This window comes from Abiotrophia defectiva ATCC 49176 (assembly GCF_000160075.2).
In the GTDB taxonomy this organism is placed as follows: domain Bacteria; phylum Bacillota; class Bacilli; order Lactobacillales; family Aerococcaceae; genus Abiotrophia; species Abiotrophia defectiva.
The window spans coordinates 50308-69383 of sequence record NZ_KI535342.1 but is presented as its reverse complement, the minus strand read 5'-3'; the positions used below and the strand labels follow the sequence as shown (position 1 = coordinate 69383).

At 45.8% G+C, this 19076-nt stretch carries 11 protein-coding genes; all 11 read left to right on the top strand.

What is annotated here, in order from left to right; translation table 11 throughout:
• The first annotated feature begins 8 nt into the window (after positions 1-8).
• The 11 genes from GCWU000182_RS09090 to GCWU000182_RS09040 all read left to right on the top strand — a co-directional run bounded on the left by GCWU000182_RS09090 (position 9) and on the right by GCWU000182_RS09040 (position 19066).
• On the top strand, positions 9-1928 hold the full coding sequence (locus GCWU000182_RS09090) for a heavy metal translocating P-type ATPase (protein ID WP_023392514.1): 1920 nt from the start codon (positions 9-11) through the stop codon (positions 1926-1928).
• Positions 1928-2224: an ArsR/SmtB family transcription factor gene (locus GCWU000182_RS09085; RefSeq protein ID WP_023392513.1), complete on the top strand. Its 297-nt coding sequence runs from the start codon at positions 1928-1930 to the stop codon at positions 2222-2224. The genes GCWU000182_RS09090 and GCWU000182_RS09085 overlap by 1 nt, the downstream gene beginning before the upstream one ends.
• 150 nt (positions 2225-2374) lie before the next feature.
• Entirely contained in the window at positions 2375-3307 is a 933-nt protein-coding gene (locus tag GCWU000182_RS09080) for a dihydroorotate oxidase (RefSeq protein ID WP_023392512.1), read from the top strand.
• A gap of 209 nt (positions 3308-3516) precedes the next feature.
• On the top strand, positions 3517-5421 hold the full coding sequence (locus GCWU000182_RS10400; RefSeq protein WP_023392511.1) for a GbpC/Spa domain-containing protein: 1905 nt from the start codon (positions 3517-3519) through the stop codon (positions 5419-5421).
• Between the two features lie 364 nt (positions 5422-5785).
• The gene (rpoB, locus tag GCWU000182_RS09070; RefSeq protein WP_051372965.1) at positions 5786-9436 is read left to right on the top strand and encodes a DNA-directed RNA polymerase subunit beta; all 3651 of its coding nucleotides are present in this window, start codon (positions 5786-5788) and stop codon (positions 9434-9436) included.
• Positions 9437-9519: 83 nt separating this feature from the next.
• On the top strand, positions 9520-13155 hold the full coding sequence (rpoC, locus tag GCWU000182_RS09065) for a DNA-directed RNA polymerase subunit beta' (RefSeq protein ID WP_035364961.1): 3636 nt from the start codon (positions 9520-9522) through the stop codon (positions 13153-13155).
• 254 nt (positions 13156-13409) lie between these two features.
• Positions 13410-14201, top strand: coding sequence for a hypothetical protein (locus GCWU000182_RS09060; RefSeq protein WP_023392508.1), 792 nt, complete (start codon positions 13410-13412; stop codon positions 14199-14201).
• Positions 14202-14406: 205 nt separating this feature from the next.
• Positions 14407-15915 (top strand): lysine--tRNA ligase, encoded by a 1509-nt coding sequence (gene lysS / locus GCWU000182_RS09055; RefSeq protein ID WP_023392507.1) that lies wholly within the window; start codon positions 14407-14409, stop codon positions 15913-15915.
• Between the two features lie 227 nt (positions 15916-16142).
• Complete coding sequence (locus tag GCWU000182_RS09050; RefSeq protein ID WP_023392506.1) at positions 16143-16979, top strand: glycerophosphodiester phosphodiesterase family protein; 837 nt, start codon at positions 16143-16145, stop codon at positions 16977-16979.
• Between the two features lie 11 nt (positions 16980-16990).
• Complete coding sequence (locus GCWU000182_RS09045) at positions 16991-18019, top strand: extracellular solute-binding protein (RefSeq protein WP_023392505.1); 1029 nt, start codon at positions 16991-16993, stop codon at positions 18017-18019.
• 39 nt (positions 18020-18058) lie between these two features.
• Positions 18059-19066, top strand: a complete 1008-nt coding sequence (locus tag GCWU000182_RS09040; protein WP_023392504.1) for an ABC transporter ATP-binding protein — start codon at positions 18059-18061, stop codon at positions 19064-19066.
• Positions 19067-19076 lie beyond the last annotated feature (10 nt).

Here is a 19076-nt window from a genome sequence, read left to right as displayed (position 1 = left end):
TGGATGAGATGTGTTCTCATGACCACAATTCTCATACGCATCAGCACCCCGACCACGGGCATACAGTTGCATCAGCTATCTTTGCTTATGTAATTGGGCTTCTTGCTTTTCTCCTAGGGCTTATTCCAGGACAAGCATCTTTGCTAGTGAATGTGCTCTATAGCTTGACGGTAATCCTGTCTGGTTATCATGTCCTAAGTGAAGGTTTGTTGGAGACTTGGCAGGCTAGCTACAAGTCTCGCCGTTTTTGTCCTAATACTCATTTGCTAATGGGGCTAGCGGCTTTGGGCGCCATGGCAATTGGACAGTTTCAAGAAGCGGCCTTGCTGATTCTGATATTTGCTGGGGCTCATTTTCTGGAGGACTATGCAGAAGCCAAATCTAAGAAGGAAATGACGAGTCTTTTAGCCATGCAACCCAAAGAAGCACGCCTTTTGGCGGAAGATGGCACAGTAAACATTGTACCAGTTCAAGACTTAGTTGTCGGGGATCGAGTACAGGTGCTAAATGGTGCCCAAATCCCCATTGACGGTCAAATTGTGAGTGGACAGGCAGTTATTAATGAGGCCATGATTAATGGGGAGAGTATGCCGCAAGAAAAAAGTGTGGGCGACAGGGTCTACGCGGCGACCCTCAATGGTAATAGCAGCTTTGTCATGCGAGTAACAAGTTTGGCTGACGAGACTACTTTTGCCAAAATCCTTGGCCTAGTCAAGGAGGCGCAGGCCAAACAAAGTCCGGTAGCGAGTCAGATTCAGCTCTTGGAGCCAGTATATGTGAAGGGGGCGCTCCTCTTTACGGCCTTGTATGCGCTGGTGATGGCGCTATGGGCATCACTTTCATTACATGAAGTAGCCTATCGAACCTTGGTTATGCTCATTGCCCTCTCGCCTTGTGCCCTAGCTGCTAGCGCTATTCCTGCAACTTTGTCAGCCTTATCAAATTTGGCCAAGCAAGGGGTGCTAGTCAAGGCTGGGAGTCACCTACATCAGGTGTCAGAACTTAGCGCCATTGCCTTTGATAAAACGGGGACTTTAACGCAGGGGCGGCCTCAGGTGACGGATACCCTCTTATCAGCTGAAGCTGAACAACTACTGGCTGTTTGGGTGTCTATGGAACGCCAAGCTAATCATCCTCTAGCGCAAGCCATTGTGGCTCATTATGCTAGTTTGCCAGTTTTGGATTTAGAGGTTAGCAATCAGATGGGGCAGGGTCTCTATGCTGATTATCAAGGTCACAGCTATCAGTTAGCTAAGCCGACTGCCTTTGAAGCGGTGGCACCAGACTATGAGCGGCAACGTCTAGAATGGGAAAGTCAGGGTAAGACAGTGGTTTACTTGGCTCAAAACCAAGAAGTCTTAGGGGCGATGGCCCTAATGGATATGGCCAAAGATGATGCTCGCCAAACCCTAGACTACTTCAAGCAAGTCGGTGTTAAAACCGTCATGTTAACAGGGGATGCCGAGTTAACGGGGCAGGCTATTGGCCAGCAACTAGGAATCCAATCCGTCCAAGCCCAAGTTATGCCTGACCAGAAGGCAGAAGAAATCCGTAAGTTAATGGGTAAACACCAGATGGTAGCCATGGTGGGGGATGGCATCAATGATGCGCCTGCCCTGGCTAGTGCTAGTCTGGGGATTGCGATGGGTCAAGGAACGGATGTGGCTATGGAAACGGCGGATGTGATTCTCGTTCGAGACCAACTCCAGTCTCTATCTTATTTGCATCGTCTGGCCAAAAAGCATGACCGGATTATCTGGCAGAATATTGGCTTTTCCATGCTAGTTGTGTTAGCCTTAGTTATAATGAATGTCGGCCAAATTTCCAATATTGCCCTAAGTGTAGTGGGGCACGAAGGATCAACCCTTCTAGTGATATTAAACGGCTTACGACTTCTAGTCCCCTTATCATCACGAGGTGAATCATAATGTATGACGAACAAGTAATTGAAGAGCTAGCACAATTTTTTAAGGCGGTAGCAGATGCTTCCAGGCTCAAGCTTCTGCTATATTTAATGAAGCAAGAAGCTAATGTGAATGAATTGGCCGAGGCAACTGGCTTAACTCTCTCGGGGGTCTCTCAGCAGCTTAAACTATTGAAGTTAATGAAGCTGGTTAAGTCTAGTAAACAAGGCAAGTATGTCTACTATAGTCTAGATGACCATCACGTTAAACACATTATTAACGATTCTCTGATACATTTGTCTGAGGGAGGTTCTGAATAGCGAACAGGCGGCTTTGGCTGCCTGTTTTTTCGTGCTAACAAAAGACGCGAACATTCTGTTGAAAAAGGTTAACAATTTTCGTTCTAGGCATTCTGTTAGTCTTGGACTTATGCTATAATAGGTAAAATTTTAGAAAGAGATGGTGAGCAAATGACTGTCGAGACAAGCTTCTTAGGGATAACCTTAGCCAATCCATTGATGAATGCATCAGGGGTCCACTGCATGACGGTAGCAGAGATGGATGAGTTAGCGCAGAGTGCGGCTGGAGCCTTCGTGACCAAGACGGCAACGCGAGACTATCGAGCGGGTAATCCCCAACCTCGTTATGTAGATGTGCCATTAGGCAGTATTAACTCCATGGGCTTGCCCAATGAGGGATTAGCTTATTACCTAGACTATTGCTTAGCGCGCCAGAATCAACAAGCCCTGCAATTCTTGTCGGTGGTAGGCCTAAGTTACGATGAGATTGTTGAGAACCTGCGTACTATAGAGGCCAGTGACTATCAAGGGGTGACAGAATTCAACTTATCATGCCCTAATGTCCCGGGTAAGCCTCAAATCGCCTATGACTTTGAATTGACAGAGCGACTCTTAACAGAAGTCTTTTCCTTCTTCACTAAACCGCTAGGGCTTAAGTTGCCACCTTACTTCGACATTGCCCATTTTGATCAGATGGCAGCGATCCTTAATCGTTTCCCACTGACCTATGTTAACTGCGTCAACTCAATTGGCAATGGTCTCTATATTGATGTCGACAAGGAGCAAGTAGTGATAAAACCTAAAGGAGGGTTTGGCGGCCTAGGCGGAGATTATATCAAACCAACCGCTTTGGCTAACGTGCGGGCCTTCCATCAACGCCTCAATCCATCTATTAAGATTATTGGCACAGGGGGTGTTAGGACCGGACAGGATGTCTTCGAACATATTCTGTGTGGTGCTAGCTTAGTTCAAGTGGGGACGGCACTTCACCAGGAAGGGGTAGGCATCTTTGAGCGCCTAGTCGCTGAATTGGAAGCTATTATGGAAGCTAAAGGCTATACTTGTTTAGAGGATTTCCAAGGCAAATTGCGTGAAATCAATTAAAAATATATTAAAAAACGATTTTATAATTCGATAGAGAGTATGAAATGTTATATTTTTGTTTGGGATATTCTGTTATTACCTATAAACAAGAGTTAATGAGTAGAAAAAATATCGTTGTCTGGCAAAAAAACATATTGACAGTCAGCGGTATTTTTTATATTATATCATAGATAATTTTATCCTCAGAGGGGAAAGGGAGAGAACAGTAAATGAATAAATCCAAAGTGATGGCGCTGGGACTTATGGGGAGTGCCTTTGTCTTGACGGCATGGACTAGTCAGGTAGTGTCCGCGGAGGAAGCGCCAGTAGTTTCCAGTGAAGCAAGTTCTAATGAGGCAACTTCACAAGCAATGCCGGCTGAGCCAGTAATTAGTGAGTCAAGCACTAGCCAAGCTAGTGGGGAAGTAGAAACTGAGAGCGTTGAGGAGAAGACGGCAGAATCGACTAACCCAGCTCAGTCAGTTGATGCGCTAGCAGATTATAAAGCCCTCAAAGCAAACTATGATGTGCAAAAAGAGGCATACGATAACAATCCTAGTGATTTTCAGTCAGTAGAGCGTGCCTTCCAAAGTGTTCAGGCCGCTTATGAGTTGGCTAAGTCGGAATACGACAGTAAAGTTTCTGTCTATGAGGAAGCCATGGCGGCTTATCAAGTGGCCAAATCAGCCTATGATCAAGCCTTAGAGCAGTACAAGCAGGACTCAGTACGCTATCGCCAAGCTAAAGCACAGTATGACATGGATCAAGCGGCTTATCTTAAGGCCAAGACACAATATGACCAAGATTTAAGTAAGTATCGCGCGCAAGAGGCTCAATACCAGAAGGACTTGAAGACCTATCAAGAAGCCAAGGCTAACTATGACCAAGCTCAAAGCAAGTATGTCACCGATAAAGCAGCCTATGATCAAGCTAAAGCGCAGTTTGATAAGGATCAGGCTGCGTATGAAGCTGGATTAGCTGAAGCAGAAGCTAAGAAAAATGAAGAGGGTTATCTCTCTCAACCAATGAGTCAAAGTCTAAATTTTCAATCAGAACCTAATGCGGTACTGACCGTTCAAGATGGTGTGAAGGTCTATGACAAGGATGAGATTAATGCTTTAGTTGCCTCTTGGAATTTAGATGGTACAGCCATGTCTGACTGGGCCAATTTAATGTACTGGAAGAGTGATCTAACAAAGATTGTTCTGGAAAAAGGCAAGCCTGTGACAGCAACTTATAGCAATCTTCAAAATTCGAGCATCAATGGAAAAGCAATTAAGAAAGTTGTTTACACCTATACTTTGAAGGAATCGACTAAGTCAGGTAATCTGATGCCGCTCTTCCTTATTAAAGATCCAACTGAAACAGTCTGGTATTTGGATTTCCATGGAGAAACTCGAATTGGAGTTCAAGTTGATTTTTACGGAGAAGATGGTCAAAAACTAGATATGAATGGAGCCCTAGTTAGCTTCTCCTCTCTAAATGCCTCTAATAATTCCGCTGAATATGTGCGAGGATTTAACGGTCGTTATATCCCGATTACTGGGTCGGCAATTGTTCCTCAAGCTGATACAACAGCTAAAGCAGATCGTTCTATTAACTATGCGAGCGAAGGGTCACGTTGGGATTACGGTGTTTGGGATAAGGCTGATGGGCCATTGTCTTGGTACGGGGCCATTGTAGGACAAGCGCAGGCGAGTGACATCACTTTTGATATTGGTGCTTACAATTCAGGCTCGATTTGGTTCGCATTCAATTCTAAGATTGCGGCCAAAGGTGTCCCTACTAAGCCAGTAGCGCCAGTTGCACCTACTCAACCGATTGCGCCTACTCAACCAACTGCTCCAGTTGCACCGGTAGCGCCACAAGCGCCAACTGCTCCAGTAGCGCCAACTGAGCCTCTTGCTCCAAACGCGCCTCTGGCACCTGAAAAACCAGAACCACCAATTGCACCACAGCCTGTGAGTCAGCCGGTTACACCTCCGTCATCGGAATTGCCACCTAAGACTCCTGAGGATCCGCAAGACAAATTGCCAGAAACTGGTGAGTCAGCCTTTCCTCTGACCTTGTTAGGGACGGGGAGTTTAGCTTTGGCTGCTTGGTTAATTAGAAAACGTCCAAAGACTGATTGCTAAAAATTTACCCTTTACGAGTCTCAGTAGCTCGTAAAGGGTTTTTAGTATTTGACAGGTAATGATTCAGCATGGGGGTTCCTAAGTTGTGTGGTCAGAGGGAGTTAGTGAGGCTTGACAAAAGCCTATAAAATCCGTATAATATTCAGATGCAAGAGTATGCACTTTAGAAAGTAAATGCGGCTTGAAATCTTGTCCAAGCCGGTGTTTGAGGCCTAAACAACATGTAACGTCACTCCGATGAGTTGGTTCTGTTGTCTTTTTTTTGCGCTTCAAAGACCGAAAAATGTCATTTGTCAACAATTATTAATAATTGTAACCTTAATGTAAAGTGGTGTTCTTAGATTATATTATAGGGGTGAATCGCTTGAGTCATATCGTGAAATACGGTAAAAAAGCTGAGCGTCGAAGCTATGCGCGTATCGACGAAGTCTTAGAGTTGCCGAACTTGATTGAAATCCAAACGGATTCCTACAAATGGTTCTTGGATGAAGGGCTAAAAGTGATGTTCGAGGACATTTCGCCGATTGTCGACCATTCGGAGAACTTGGAACTTCATTTTGTAGACTATGAGTTCAAGGAAGCTAAGTATAGCTTAGAAGAAGCTCGTAGCCATGACGCTAACTACTCAAAACCAATCTATGTAACCTTGCGCCTGTTCAACAAAGAGACAGGTGAAGTCAAAGAACAAGAAGTCTTCTTCGGGGACTTCCCAATCATGACCGAAATGGGGACCTTCATTATCAACGGGGCGGAACGGGTTATCGTTTCCCAGTTGGTACGTTCTCCAGGTGTCTACTTCCACGACCGTATGGACAAGAAAGGCCGCCACAGCTATACTTCTACGGTTATTCCTAACCGTGGGGCTTGGTTGGAATTTGAATCAGATGCTAAGGGGATTGCCTACGTCCGCATTGACCGGACCCGGAAGATTCCATTGACTGTCTTGATGCGTGCCTTAGGTTTTGGTTCAGATGACGAGATTTATGATATCTTCGGCCAATCTGAGCTCTTAGACTTAACTATCGAGAAGGATGTTCACAAAAACATTCAAGACTCTCGTACGGAAGAAGCCTTGAAGGACATTTACGAGCGTCTCCGTCCAGGTGAACCTAAGACCGCAGAAAGCTCACGTAACCTCTTGGTTGCGCGCTTCTTCGACCCACGTCGCTATGACTTAGCACCTGTAGGTCGTTATAAGATCAATAAAAAGCTCCACCTCAAGAACCGTTTGGTTGGCTTGACTTTGGCTGAAACCTTGGTTAACCCAGAAACAGGCGAAGTGCTCTTTGAAGAAGGAACGGTCTTGGATCAAGAACGTGTTCAAGCCCTGATTCCATACTTAGAGGCTGGCTTGAATAAGGTAACCCTCTATCCTTCTGAAGATAGTGTGGTAGCTCAACCAATTGATTTACAAATCATCAAAGTTTATTCACCTAAGAACGCCGAGCAAGTGATTAACATCATCGGTAACGGGAACATTGAGAAGATTAAGTGCTTGACGCCAGCTGACATTATTGCGTCAATGAACTACTATCTCTATTTAGACCAAGGAATTGGTGTGACAGATGATATCGACCACTTGGCTAACCGTCGTATTCGTTCAGTCGGTGAATTATTGCAAAACCAATTCCGTATCGGGCTATCCCGGATGGAACGGGTAGTGCGTGAACGTATGTCGCTCCAAGATGTTGCGACCATCACACCGCAACAATTGATTAACATTCGTCCAGTAGTGGCGGCTATTAAGGAATTCTTCGGTTCATCCCAGTTGTCACAATTCATGGACCAAGTTAACCCACTCGGGGAATTGACCCACAAACGTCGTCTGTCAGCCTTAGGGCCTGGTGGTTTGACGCGGGACCGTGCCGGCTATGAAGTGCGGGACGTTCACTACTCTCACTACGGCCGTATGTGTCCAATCGAGACGCCAGAAGGTCCTAACATCGGGTTGATTAACAGCTTGTCTTCTTATGCCAAGATTAACAAGTATGGTTTTATTGAGACGCCTTACCGTAAAGTGGACAAATCGGTTACGCCACACCGTGTCACGACCGAAATTGACTACCTAGCAGCGGACGAGGAAGACTTGTACGTAGTAGCCCAAGCCAACTCTAAACTCAACGAAGACGGGACCTTCGCCAATGACCTAGTTATGGCGCGTTTCCGTTCACAAAACATTGAGGTTAACGTTGACCAAGTAGACTACATGGACGTATCGCCAAAACAGGTTGTCGCTGTCGCGACTGCTAGCATTCCGTTCTTGGAAAACGACGACTCCAACCGGGCCTTGATGGGTGCCAACATGCAACGTCAAGCTGTGCCACTTATTAATCCACAATCCCCACTGATTGGGACTGGGATGGAATATAAGGCAGCACACGACTCTGGGGCTGCGCTCTTATGTAAGCGCGCCGGTGAAGTGGTTTATGTCGATGCTAACAAGGTGCGCGTGCGCACTCCAGAAGGTGAAGTTGACGAATACCGTTTAACCAAGTTTGCACGTTCTAACGCTGGGACCTGTTACAACCAACGTCCAATCGTAGAATTAGGCGACCAAGTTGATGCCTTGGAAATCTTAGCAGATGGTCCATCTATGCAAAATGGGGAGATGGCCCTCGGTCAAAACCCACTGGTAGCCTTCATGACTTGGGAAGGGTATAACTATGAGGACGCGGTTATCATGTCTGAACGTCTGGTCAAAGACGATGTTTATACCTCTATCCACATTGAAGAATATGAATCAGAGTCCCGTGACACCAAGTTAGGGCCTGAAGAAATTACACGCGAAATTCCAAACGTGTCCGAAGATGCCCTCAAGTACTTAGACAAAGACGGGATTATCTGTATCGGGGCGGAAGTAAAAGACGGCGATATCTTAGTTGGTAAGGTAACACCAAAAGGTGTGACCGAGTTGTCTGCGGAAGAACGCTTGCTCCATGCTATCTTCGGTGAGAAGGCGCGTGAAGTACGTGATACTTCCTTGCGTGTGCCACACGGCGGGGGCGGGATTGTCCACGACGTTAAAATCTTTACCCGCGAAGCTGGCGACGAATTGGCACCAGGTGTCAACAAGCTAGTCCGCGTCTACATCGTACAAAAACGTAAAATCAATGAAGGGGATAAGATGGCCGGTCGTCACGGTAACAAAGGGGTTGTCTCCCTTATCATGCCGGAAGAAGATATGCCATTCTTACCAGATGGTACCCCAGTTGATATCATGTTGAACCCATTAGGGGTTCCATCCCGTATGAACATCGGGCAAGTCCTAGAGTTACACTTGGGGATGGCTGCTCGCGAAATGGGCATCAAGATTGCAACACCTGTCTTTGACGGTGCTAGTGAAGAAGATGTCTGGGAAACAGTTAAGGAAGCCGGCTTAGAAGCTGACGCTAAGACTATCTTATATGATGGTCGAACCGGTGAACCATTTGACCGTAAAGTCTCTGTTGGGGTTATGTACATGATTAAGTTGGCCCACATGGTCGATGACAAGTTGCACGCCCGTTCAACAGGTCCATACTCTCTGGTTACCCAACAACCATTGGGTGGTAAAGCTCAATTTGGTGGGCAACGTTTCGGGGAGATGGAAGTTTGGGCCTTGGAAGCTTATGGTGCCGCTTATACCCTGCAAGAAATCTTAACCTACAAGTCTGACGACGTAGTCGGCCGGGTGAAAACCTACGAAGCTATCGTCAAAGGTCAACCAATTCCACGTCCTGGTGTGCCGGAATCCTTCCGCGTCCTAGTTAAGGAATTGCAAGCCTTAGGTTTAGATCTCAAAGTTTTAGATGAACATGATCAAGAAATCGAATTACGCGATGACGACGATGAGGATGAAGTAATTAACTTCAATGCCCTTGACCGCTATAAGGCTGATCAAATGGCCCACCATCATGTAGCAGAAGCTGATGATGAAGGTGAAGAAGCAAAGGCTGAGATCAACTTAGACGACCAGTCAATCGCGGAAGACTTCATCGATTCAGCGGTTGAAGACGAACTCGATTCATTAGACTAAGTTTTAGGAGCCCCTAGCCTAGCTCTTTAGGCTAGGCAGGCAATCCTAACAGAACAATACAAAAGAAAGAGGAGGTCAGCCCTTTGATCGATGTAAATAATTTTGAAGCGATGCAAATTGGCTTAGCGTCTCCAGAAAAAATTCGGAGTTGGTCTTATGGTGAAGTTAAAAAACCAGAAACCATCAACTACCGGACGCTAAAACCAGAAAAAGACGGCTTATTCTGCGAGCGCATCTTTGGTCCAACTAAGGACTGGGAATGTAGCTGTGGGAAGCTCAAACGAATTCGCTATAAGGGTCGGGTCTGCGACCGTTGTGGCGTCGAAGTAACGCGTGCCAAAGTCCGTCGTGAACGGATGGGGCATATTGAGTTGGCAGCGCCTGTCACTCACGTATGGTACTTCAAAGGAATCCCAAGCCGGATGGGCTTGGTCTTGGACATGAGTCCACGACTCTTGGAAGAAGTTATCTACTTCGCTTCATATGTTGTAATCGACAGCGGCGACACCCCATTAGAACGCAAGTCTCTCCTGACTGAAATGGAATACCGTGAGAAAAAACGTGAATACGGGGACCGTTTCTATGCCAAAATGGGGGCAGAAGCCATCAAGGAATTGTTGGATGCCGTTGATTTAGAAGCAGAATGTGCGGAATTGAAGGAAGTGCTCAAGACCGCTACAGGTCAAAAACGGATGCGCGCGATTCGTCGCTTGGACATCTTAGATGCCTTCCGTTTATCAGGTAACAAGCCATCTTGGATGGTCTTGGATGTCCTACCTGTTATTCCACCAGATATTCGCCCTATGGTCCAATTAGAAGGTGGCCGGTTTGCGACAAGTGACTTGAACGATCTCTATCGTCGAGTAATCAACCGTAACAACCGTCTCAAACGTCTTTTGGACTTAGGTGCACCAAACATTATCGTTCAAAACGAAAAACGTATGTTACAAGAAGCGGTCGATGCCTTAATCGATAACGGTCGTCGTGGTCGTGCCGTAACAGGCCCAGGTAACCGCGCGCTCAAGTCTCTCTCTCACATGTTGAAAGGGAAACAAGGTCGTTTCCGTCAAAACCTCTTAGGGAAACGGGTCGACTACTCTGGCCGTTCGGTAATTGTCGTGGGGCCAAACCTCAAGATGTACCAATGTGGTTTGCCAAAAGAAATGGCCATCGAACTCTTCAAGCCTTTCGTTATGAAAGAATTGGTGGAACGTGGCATTGCTGGCAATATTAAGAATGCTAAGCGCATGATTGAAACTCAAGATACTGCCATCTGGCCAGTAATTGAAGAAGTTATCAAGGAACACCCAGTTCTCCTCAACCGGGCACCTACGCTCCACCGTTTGGGGATCCAAGCCTTCGAACCAACCTTGGTTGAAGGTCGTGCAATTCGTTTGCACCCACTGGTCTGTGAAGCCTACAACGCCGACTTTGACGGTGACCAAATGGCCGTTCACGTACCATTGTCTGAAGAAGCTCAAGCTGAAGCGCGCTTGCTCATGTTAGCGGCACAAAACATCTTAAACCCTAAAGATGGGAAGCCAGTTGTTACCCCGTCTCAGGACATGGTCTTGGGGAACTACTACCTGACCTTGGAAGAGGCAGGGCGTATTGGTGAAGGTTTGGTTGTAAGTGACGTCTCTGAAGCAGAGATTGCTTATCAAAACGGCTACGTTCATCTCCACACCCGGATTGCCATTCCTGCTAAGGCTTTAGTTGGTAAGCCATTCACTGATTGGCAAAAGGAACGCTTGATGGTAACGACCGTTGGGAAATTGCTTTTCAACGATATCATGCCATTAGAGTTCCCTTACCTCAATGAGCCTTCACATGAGAACTTAACTGAGAAGACACCAGATAAGTACTTCCTAGAGCCTGGCGTGAATGTACCAGAAGCCATTGCAGCGATGGACTTAGTTCCACCATTTAAGAAGAAAGACTTAGGTCGCATTATCGCGCAAGTCTTCAAACGTTTCAAGATTACCGAAACCTCTGTTATGTTGGACCGCATGAAGAACTTGGGTTACAAGTTCTCAACTCGTGCCGGGATTACCGTAGGGGCGGCCGACGTATTACGTCTGGAATCTAAGGGCGAAATCTTAGAAAAAGCCCACAGCCGTGTTGACAACATTACCAAGCAATACCGTCGTGGTTTGATTACAGACGACGAACGTTACGAATCCGTTATTCGGACTTGGGAACAAGCTAAGGACCAAATTCAAGAAGAATTGCGTAAGTCCTTGCCACGCCTGAACCCAATCGCGATGATGTCTGACTCCGGGGCCCGTGGTAACATCTCTAACTTTACCCAGTTAGCTGGGATGCGGGGGAACATGGCGGCGCCATCTGGTCGAATCATTGAATTGCCTATCACCTCTAACTTCCGTGAAGGTTTGTCTGTCTTGGAAATGTTTATCTCGACCCACGGGGCCCGTAAAGGGATGACCGATACGGCCTTGAAGACCGCCGACTCTGGTTACTTAACTCGTCGTTTGGTTGATGTGGCGCAAGATGTCATCATCCGTGAAGACGATTGTGGTACCGACCGTGGTATGACAGTTCGTGCCATTATGGATGGTAACTCCGTCATTGAATCGCTGGAAGAACGTTTGATTGGGCGTTACGCACGTAAAACGGTTCGTCACCCAGAAACTGGCCAAGTATTAGTAGAAGCTAACCACATTATTACGGAAGACATGGCAGATGCCATCGTGGCAGCAGGGATTGAAGAAGTAACCATTCGTTCAGTCTTCACCTGTGATACCAACCACGGGGTATGTAAGAAGTGTTATGGTCGCAACTTAGCGACTGGTTCTGAAGTGGAAGTCGGCGAAGCAGTGGGTACCATTGCCGCTCAATCCATCGGGGAACCTGGTACCCAGCTGACCATGCGTACCTTCCACACCGGTGGGGTTGCGGGTGGTGGCGATATCACTCAAGGTTTGCCACGTATCCAAGAAATCTTCGAAGCTCGTCATCCAAAAGGGCAAGCAACGATTACTGAAGTGGCTGGGATTATTGAATCGATCGTTGAGAAAGAATCCGACCGTAGCCGTGACATCACGGTTAAGGGTGTGACGGATACCCGCACTTACAATGTACCTTACACTTCCCGTCTCAAGGTTGCGGAAGGCGACAGCGTAGAACGTGGTCAAGCCTTAACTGAAGGTTCAATCGATCCTAAGGAATTACTCCGCGTAACCGATGTCTTGACCGTAGAAAACTACTTGCTCCGCGAGGTTCAAGCAGTTTACCGTGGTCAAGGGGTAGAAATCGGCGACAAACACGTCGAAGTAATGGTTCGTCAAATGTTGCGTAAGGTTCGCGTTATGGACCCTGCTTCAACTGACATCTTGCCAGGTGCCTTACTGGATATCTCAGACTTCGCCAAGGCCAACACCAACGCTATTCAAGCCGGTGAAGTGCCAGCGACAGCTCGTCCAGTCCTCATGGGGATTACCAAGGCCGCCTTGGAAACTAAGTCCTTCATCTCTGCTGCATCCTTCCAAGAGACGACTCGTGTCTTGACTGATGCTGCTATCCGCGGTAAGAAAGACGCTCTTCTTGGTCTTAAGGAGAACGTTACAATTGGTAAGTTGATTCCAGCCGGGACCGGGATGACCCGTTACCGTAAGTTGGAAACCAACATTCAACCACCTGTTGTCGAAGCGGAAGACGAAGACATTGAATTAGAAAATCAAGCACCTGCTAAGGCCTAGACCTTCAAGTGCTAAGCCAATAGGCTGGGAAGATACCCAGCCTATTTTTTACGCTGAAAAATCATGAAATTTTTTAGAAATATCAAGCTATGAGGCAGAATATTGCACGAAAGATAATGGAACCGATTCTGGGGAAGTTCCGAAAAGATTCATTAAAAAGCGAATAATACGGCGCAAAAATCATTTAATTTTCGAGTATGCCAGTGTTATTTTGTGGGTGATATGCTATAATAGAGGCAAAGGGAGGTGCTCATATGGTAACAAAAGAGCTGATTCAACAACGCGCCGTTTTTCTAAGTGCCCTTTGTCGAGATTTGGAGCAGGAGCCCTGGGTGAGAGGTTTTTTTCTAGCTGGCCACACGCTTCAAGGTCAGGACGATCCCTACTCAGATATCGATCTCCGTCTCATTGTCATCGACAAAAAAGCCAAACGTCAAGTCTATGAATGGTTGGCGACCTGGTCACCTGATTTGCTCTTTATTGAAGAGTTGAATGACGTCAATGCCTCCTTTTACTTTGAGCATTTTATCAAGTTGAAAGTGCTGGCCTACTATGCTTCGGAACTTGAGCCAAGTATCTGGTTCAAACAAATTCAAGTCGTTTGGGACCCGGAAGGCATAATTGAACCGATGCGCCAATCTTCTTTGGCCTTGGAATTGTCAGTCAATCAGGCTATGATTGACCACTATCTGACCAAGTACTATGCCCACCTGCATACACTATGTCGAGGCATGATGCGAGGCGAGATTAACTACTGCATGCAATGTATCTTGATGATGCGAAATATTCTGTCGGCCCTCTGGTGCCTAGAAAAGGGCCACTTGCCCAACGATATTGGCGACTGGTCTCGCTATGAAGGCGCCCGCTCAGTTCTCAGCCAAGCCCAACAGCAATGGATGCAGAAGGTGATTTCGCTGGACAAGCAGTCGGTCCGTCATTTCTGTTTGGATGCCAATCAACAAATCAAACAGGTTTTGGTACGTTTTGGCTATGATACCCACCAGTTTGATCGGCTGACCCTCCATGTCTTGGAAGAAACTCACTAATTGGCTTATTCTCTTACGCCCACCTAGCTTGCTAGGCCAATCGGATGCCCCCGTATTGGTCCGCCAGCTAGGTGGTTTACTTGTCTCCCGCTATTTTTGTCTGCTTAGGTGAAAAAGTCATGACATTTAGGCTTTTTTCAGGTACAATAAAGACGTATGGGCTTTTTTGATAAGAGCCGTCAAGACAGCACTAGGAGGAAATTAAATGACTGAACAACATCAAGATGTCCAGGCTGAACTTAACGACCAGCTTTTGGTTCGTCGTGAGAAAATGGCCCAAATGGCAGAAGCGGGCGTGAACCCTTTTGCAGCGGGCTTTAGCCGGGACCATTTATCTGCCCAAATCTTGCACGCCTACAGTGAGATTGATAAAGAAGCCTTAGAAGAAAAGAAAATCCCGGTTCGTGTGGCCGGCCGTATGGTCTCCAAACGTGGAAAGGGTAAGGCTGGTTTTGCCCATCTCTTAGACATGGATGGCAAGATTCAAATCTACGTCCGCCAAGATTCAGTAGGTGAAGAGAGCTACCAATGGTTTAAGGCGGCAGACTTAGGCGACATTGTCGGCGTTGTCGGCTATGTCTTCAAGACCAATACAGGCGAACTTTCGGTCTTCGCTCAAGAATTCCATCCCCTAACCAAGGCTTTACGTCCTCTGCCAGATAAATACCATGGCTTAACCAATGTAGAACAACGTTACCGTCAACGTTATTTGGACCTTATTAGTAACGAAGAAAGCCGCGAACGCTTTATCTTGCGTTCTAAGATTGTGCGCGAAATCCGCCGTTTCTTAGATGACCAAGGCTACTTGGAAGTTGAAACGCCAGTTCTGCATACCATCGCAGGTGGGGCAACCGCTCGCCCATTCGTAACCCACCACAATGCCTTGGATATGGAGCTCTATCTCCGCATCGCGACTGAGTTGCACCTCAAACGCTTGGTAGTTGGTGGGATTGAGAAGGTTTATGAGTTAGGGCGGATCTTCCGTAATGAAGGGATTGATACCACCCACAACCCAGAATTTACGACCATCGAATGTTATACGGCTTACCAAGTTTATACAGATGTCATGGACTTGATTGAAGGCATGCTGAAGAATGTAGCTGAGCGTGTCCTCAACAAGACTAGCTTGGAGTATCACGGTCACACCATTGAGTTAGGTCAACCTTGGGCGCGTCGCCATATGGTAGACTTGATTAAGGAAGTTACAGGTGTGGACTTCTGGCAAGCTATGGACTTCGACCAAGCCAAAGCTTTGGCTAAAGAGCATGGTGTGGAACTCAACGACCACGACACCACTGTGGGTCATGTCATCAACGCCTTCTTCGAAGAGCACTGTGAAGATAAGTGTATCCAACCAACCTTCGTTTACGGACACCCAGTGGAAGTATCACCATTGGCGCGTAAGAACGAAGAAGACCCACGCTTCACTGACCGTTTTGAGCTCTTTATTGTAGGGAAAGAATACGCCAACGCCTTCACAGAGTTGAGCGATCCAATTGATCAACGTCAACGTTTTGAAGCGCAAATGGAAGAAAAGAACAAGGGTAACGATGAGGCTCAACCAATGGATGATGAGTTCATTGAAGCGCTGGAATATGGGATGCCACCAACAGGCGGTTGGGGCTTAGGGATTGACCGTCTGGTAATGCTCTTCACGGGCGCTACCGCTATCCGCGACGTCCTCCTATTCCCAACCATGCGCCACCATTCATAAAATAAGTGTGTCAAAAGAGGACTTCTATATAAGTCCTCTTTTTTTACTTGAAGTAAGAGGAGGGTTTAACGAATCTACTTGGAAATTAGCGCTATAAACACGATAGTTAGGAGCTTTACCCGCACTCAAGAATACCCTTACAAAAAATAGTTGACACGAGTCAAAAATGCGTGTAAAATGAATTCGTAAACAATTGTTAGCGTTTTCTGTTTTGAGGAGGAGTATTGATGAAGGACACATTATTTCATCAACGGTTAAGAGAAAAAGGATTCTTAATCTTAACCCATCGTGGTATGAGAGGAGGAAACATCCCTGAAAATACGATAAAGTCTACTCAGTTGGCCTATCAGTTAGGCTCAGATTTAGTAGAGGTAGATATTGCTCGTTCTAAAGATGGGGTCTACTATTTGTTCCATCATAACAACGAGAAAAGATTACTAGGGGTAGAAAATGGCTCGTTAGAAAAATTGACTAGCGCTGAGATTGATGCACTCGCTTATTTGAATGGGATTGGTGATGATTCGGGATATCATCTAGAGAAGCTGAGTGATTTTCTTGCTTGGTTGCCAGCTGATGGGCTGGTAAACATTGACCGTTCATGGTTTTATTGGGACGACCCAGCTTTTATGAGACTATTTGTAGATACACAAACACTAGATCGCGTATTCTTCAAAAGTCCACTAGAAGATGAACTGTTGGATAAGTTGAATTCGCATAGACTCGATGTGTTTTACATGCCGATTTTACGCGAACAAATGGACATGTCCTATTTTGATGCTTATCCTTATGTTCATTGTATTGGAGCGGAGTTATTGCCGACAGAGGAAAATTCACCTCTGCTTGCTGCTGATTGGCGATCTTCGCTCCGTGAAGCTGGATACCTAGTGTTACTTAACGGTATTAATATTGGAGTAAGACACAATCTTTTTTATCAATTTGACGAGGACCAAGCCGTTCTCAATCCATCAGAGGGATGGGGACATATTGTGGCACATCGTCCAGATGTTATTCAAACAGACTGGCCATTTCTGCTCGCAGCTTATCGCCAGAACTGCCAAAAATAAGGAGGATTAAAATGTTTAAGAAGTTAAAGATGTTGTTTGCTGGGTTAGCAGTATTCTCAACGGTTGCAAGTGTTACTGCAGTTCAAGCTGAAGCAGACAAGTCGCAAGAGCTCGTTGTTTACTCGAATGCAGTATCTAGCGGACGTGGCGATTGGTTAATTGAAAAAGCTGCAGAAGCAGGGTTTAAAATTAAAATTGTTGAAGTTCCCGGTGGGGAGATTGCTGATAGATTAATTGGGGAAAAAAATAATTCAATTGCAGATGTAACTTTTGGCTTAAATGTTATCGAATATAATAAGCTTAAAAAAGAAGATGTTTTGAAACCATATAAGCCGGCTTGGGCAGATGAAGTAACTGAGGGGCTCGCAGACCCAGACGGAAACTATTGGCCAATTACGGTCGTGCCATTGGTTTTGATGGGGAATGAATCGCAAACTATGCCGAAAGACTGGACTGATTTAACAGATCCTAAGTATAAAGATCAGTACGGGATTTTTGCTCTCTCAGGTGGGACGCCAAAAATGATTTTGGCTAGTATCCTAGCGCGTTACGCAGACAAAGATGGTGAGCTTGGAGTATCAGAAGAAGGATGGGAAGTAGTTAAGAAATATATTCAAAATGCCCATATCTATACTGAAGGGGAAGATCACCGCACCGCCATTATTGAAGGTAAGTACAAGTACGGTCAAATGTGGGGGAACGGCTTACTTCAACTAGAGAAAGAACGCAACGTTAAAATGCAATTTATGCAACCAGAAATCGGGATGCCTTTCGTTTCTGAACATTTAGGGATTGTTAAAAACTCTAAGAAAGCAGAATTAGCTGAGGAATTCATCAATTGGTTCGGTAGCGCCGAAACACAATTGGCTTGGAGCAATCAATTCGGTACAATTCCTGCGAATAAAAAGGCTTTGGAAAAAGCTCCAGATTACGTTAAAGAGTTTGCTTCAAAGACTAAACAACAAGATATTGACTGGGAATTTGTTGGTCAACACATTGACCAATGGGTAGAAAAGGTTACCCTAGAATTTATCCAATAATCAACGTTTAGGCTATAAACAAGAAGAGGAGATTACACAATGATCAAGTTCACAGATATCCAAATCAGTTATGGTGATTTTGTGGCTGTGGACAACCTGAATTTAGAGATTCAAGAAGGTGAATTTTTCACCTTCTTGGGCCCTTCAGGTTGTGGCAAGTCAACGACCTTGCGCGCCCTGGTGGGCTTTAATATTCCAACGCGCGGTAAGATTGAAGTAGGAGGCCGAGATGTCACACGATTAGAGCCTGAAGCCCGAGAGATTGGGATTGTCTTCCAGTCATATGCCCTCTTCCCAACTATGACAGTATACGAAAATATTGCTTTTGGTCTCAAAGTCAAGAAGATGAAACCGGAAATTATCCGTGAGAAAGTAAATGAAGTTGCTAAGAAAATTAAGATTACCGAGAAGCAATTGCAGCGCAATGTCTCGGAACTATCTGGGGGACAACAACAACGTGTGGCGCTAGCGCGTGCACTTGTTTTAGAGCCTAAGATTCTCTGCCTTGATGAACCTCTATCCAACTTAGATGCTAAGCTTCGGGTTGATTTGCGTAAGGAACTCAAGAGGCTCCAAAAGGACTTCAAAATTACGACTTTGTATGTTACGCATGATCAAGAAGAGGCCTTGACACTTTCTGACCGCATAGCCGTTTTCGATAACGGGAAAATTGAACAAGTCGGGACACCGAGTGAAGTTTATAACGCATCTCAAACAGAGTTTGTTTGTGACTTTATTGGAGACAACAATCGTCTTGATGAGGGCACGATGCTGATGCTAAGCCAATCTTCAGGCCATACCTTTAAGGATAAGGCCGGCTATATTAGATTGGAACGTGTACGTTTCAATCGAGACTATCCAAATGATGTGGAGACTAAAGGGGTTGTCTTGGATATGGAATTTGATGGTATTCTTCTCAAGTACACCGTCAAATTAACCAATGGGAAGCATATTCATATTATAGATAAAAATGATGGATTCTCTAAACGTGAGATTGGGTCTGAAATTTCTGTCTTTATGAATCCTGCAGATATTCTGCAGTTTTAGGAGGTACTCC

What these genes read in the sequence shown, in the direction of transcription:
- GCWU000182_RS09090 (WP_023392514.1), top strand. Translation starts at nt 9, where the DNA reads ATGTGTTCTCATGACCACAATTCTCATACGCATCAGCACCCCGACCAC.
- GCWU000182_RS09085 (WP_023392513.1), top strand. Translation starts at nt 1,928, where the DNA reads ATGTATGACGAACAAGTAATTGAAGAGCTAGCACAATTTTTTAAGGCG.
- GCWU000182_RS09080 (WP_023392512.1), top strand. Translation starts at nt 2,375, where the DNA reads ATGACTGTCGAGACAAGCTTCTTAGGGATAACCTTAGCCAATCCATTG.
- GCWU000182_RS10400 (WP_023392511.1), top strand. Translation starts at nt 3,517, where the DNA reads ATGAATAAATCCAAAGTGATGGCGCTGGGACTTATGGGGAGTGCCTTT.
- GCWU000182_RS09060 (WP_023392508.1), top strand. Translation starts at nt 13,410, where the DNA reads ATGGTAACAAAAGAGCTGATTCAACAACGCGCCGTTTTTCTAAGTGCC.
- lysS (WP_023392507.1), top strand. Translation starts at nt 14,407, where the DNA reads ATGACTGAACAACATCAAGATGTCCAGGCTGAACTTAACGACCAGCTT.
- GCWU000182_RS09050 (WP_023392506.1), top strand. Translation starts at nt 16,143, where the DNA reads ATGAAGGACACATTATTTCATCAACGGTTAAGAGAAAAAGGATTCTTA.
- GCWU000182_RS09045 (WP_023392505.1), top strand. Translation starts at nt 16,991, where the DNA reads ATGTTTAAGAAGTTAAAGATGTTGTTTGCTGGGTTAGCAGTATTCTCA.
- GCWU000182_RS09040 (WP_023392504.1), top strand. Translation starts at nt 18,059, where the DNA reads ATGATCAAGTTCACAGATATCCAAATCAGTTATGGTGATTTTGTGGCT.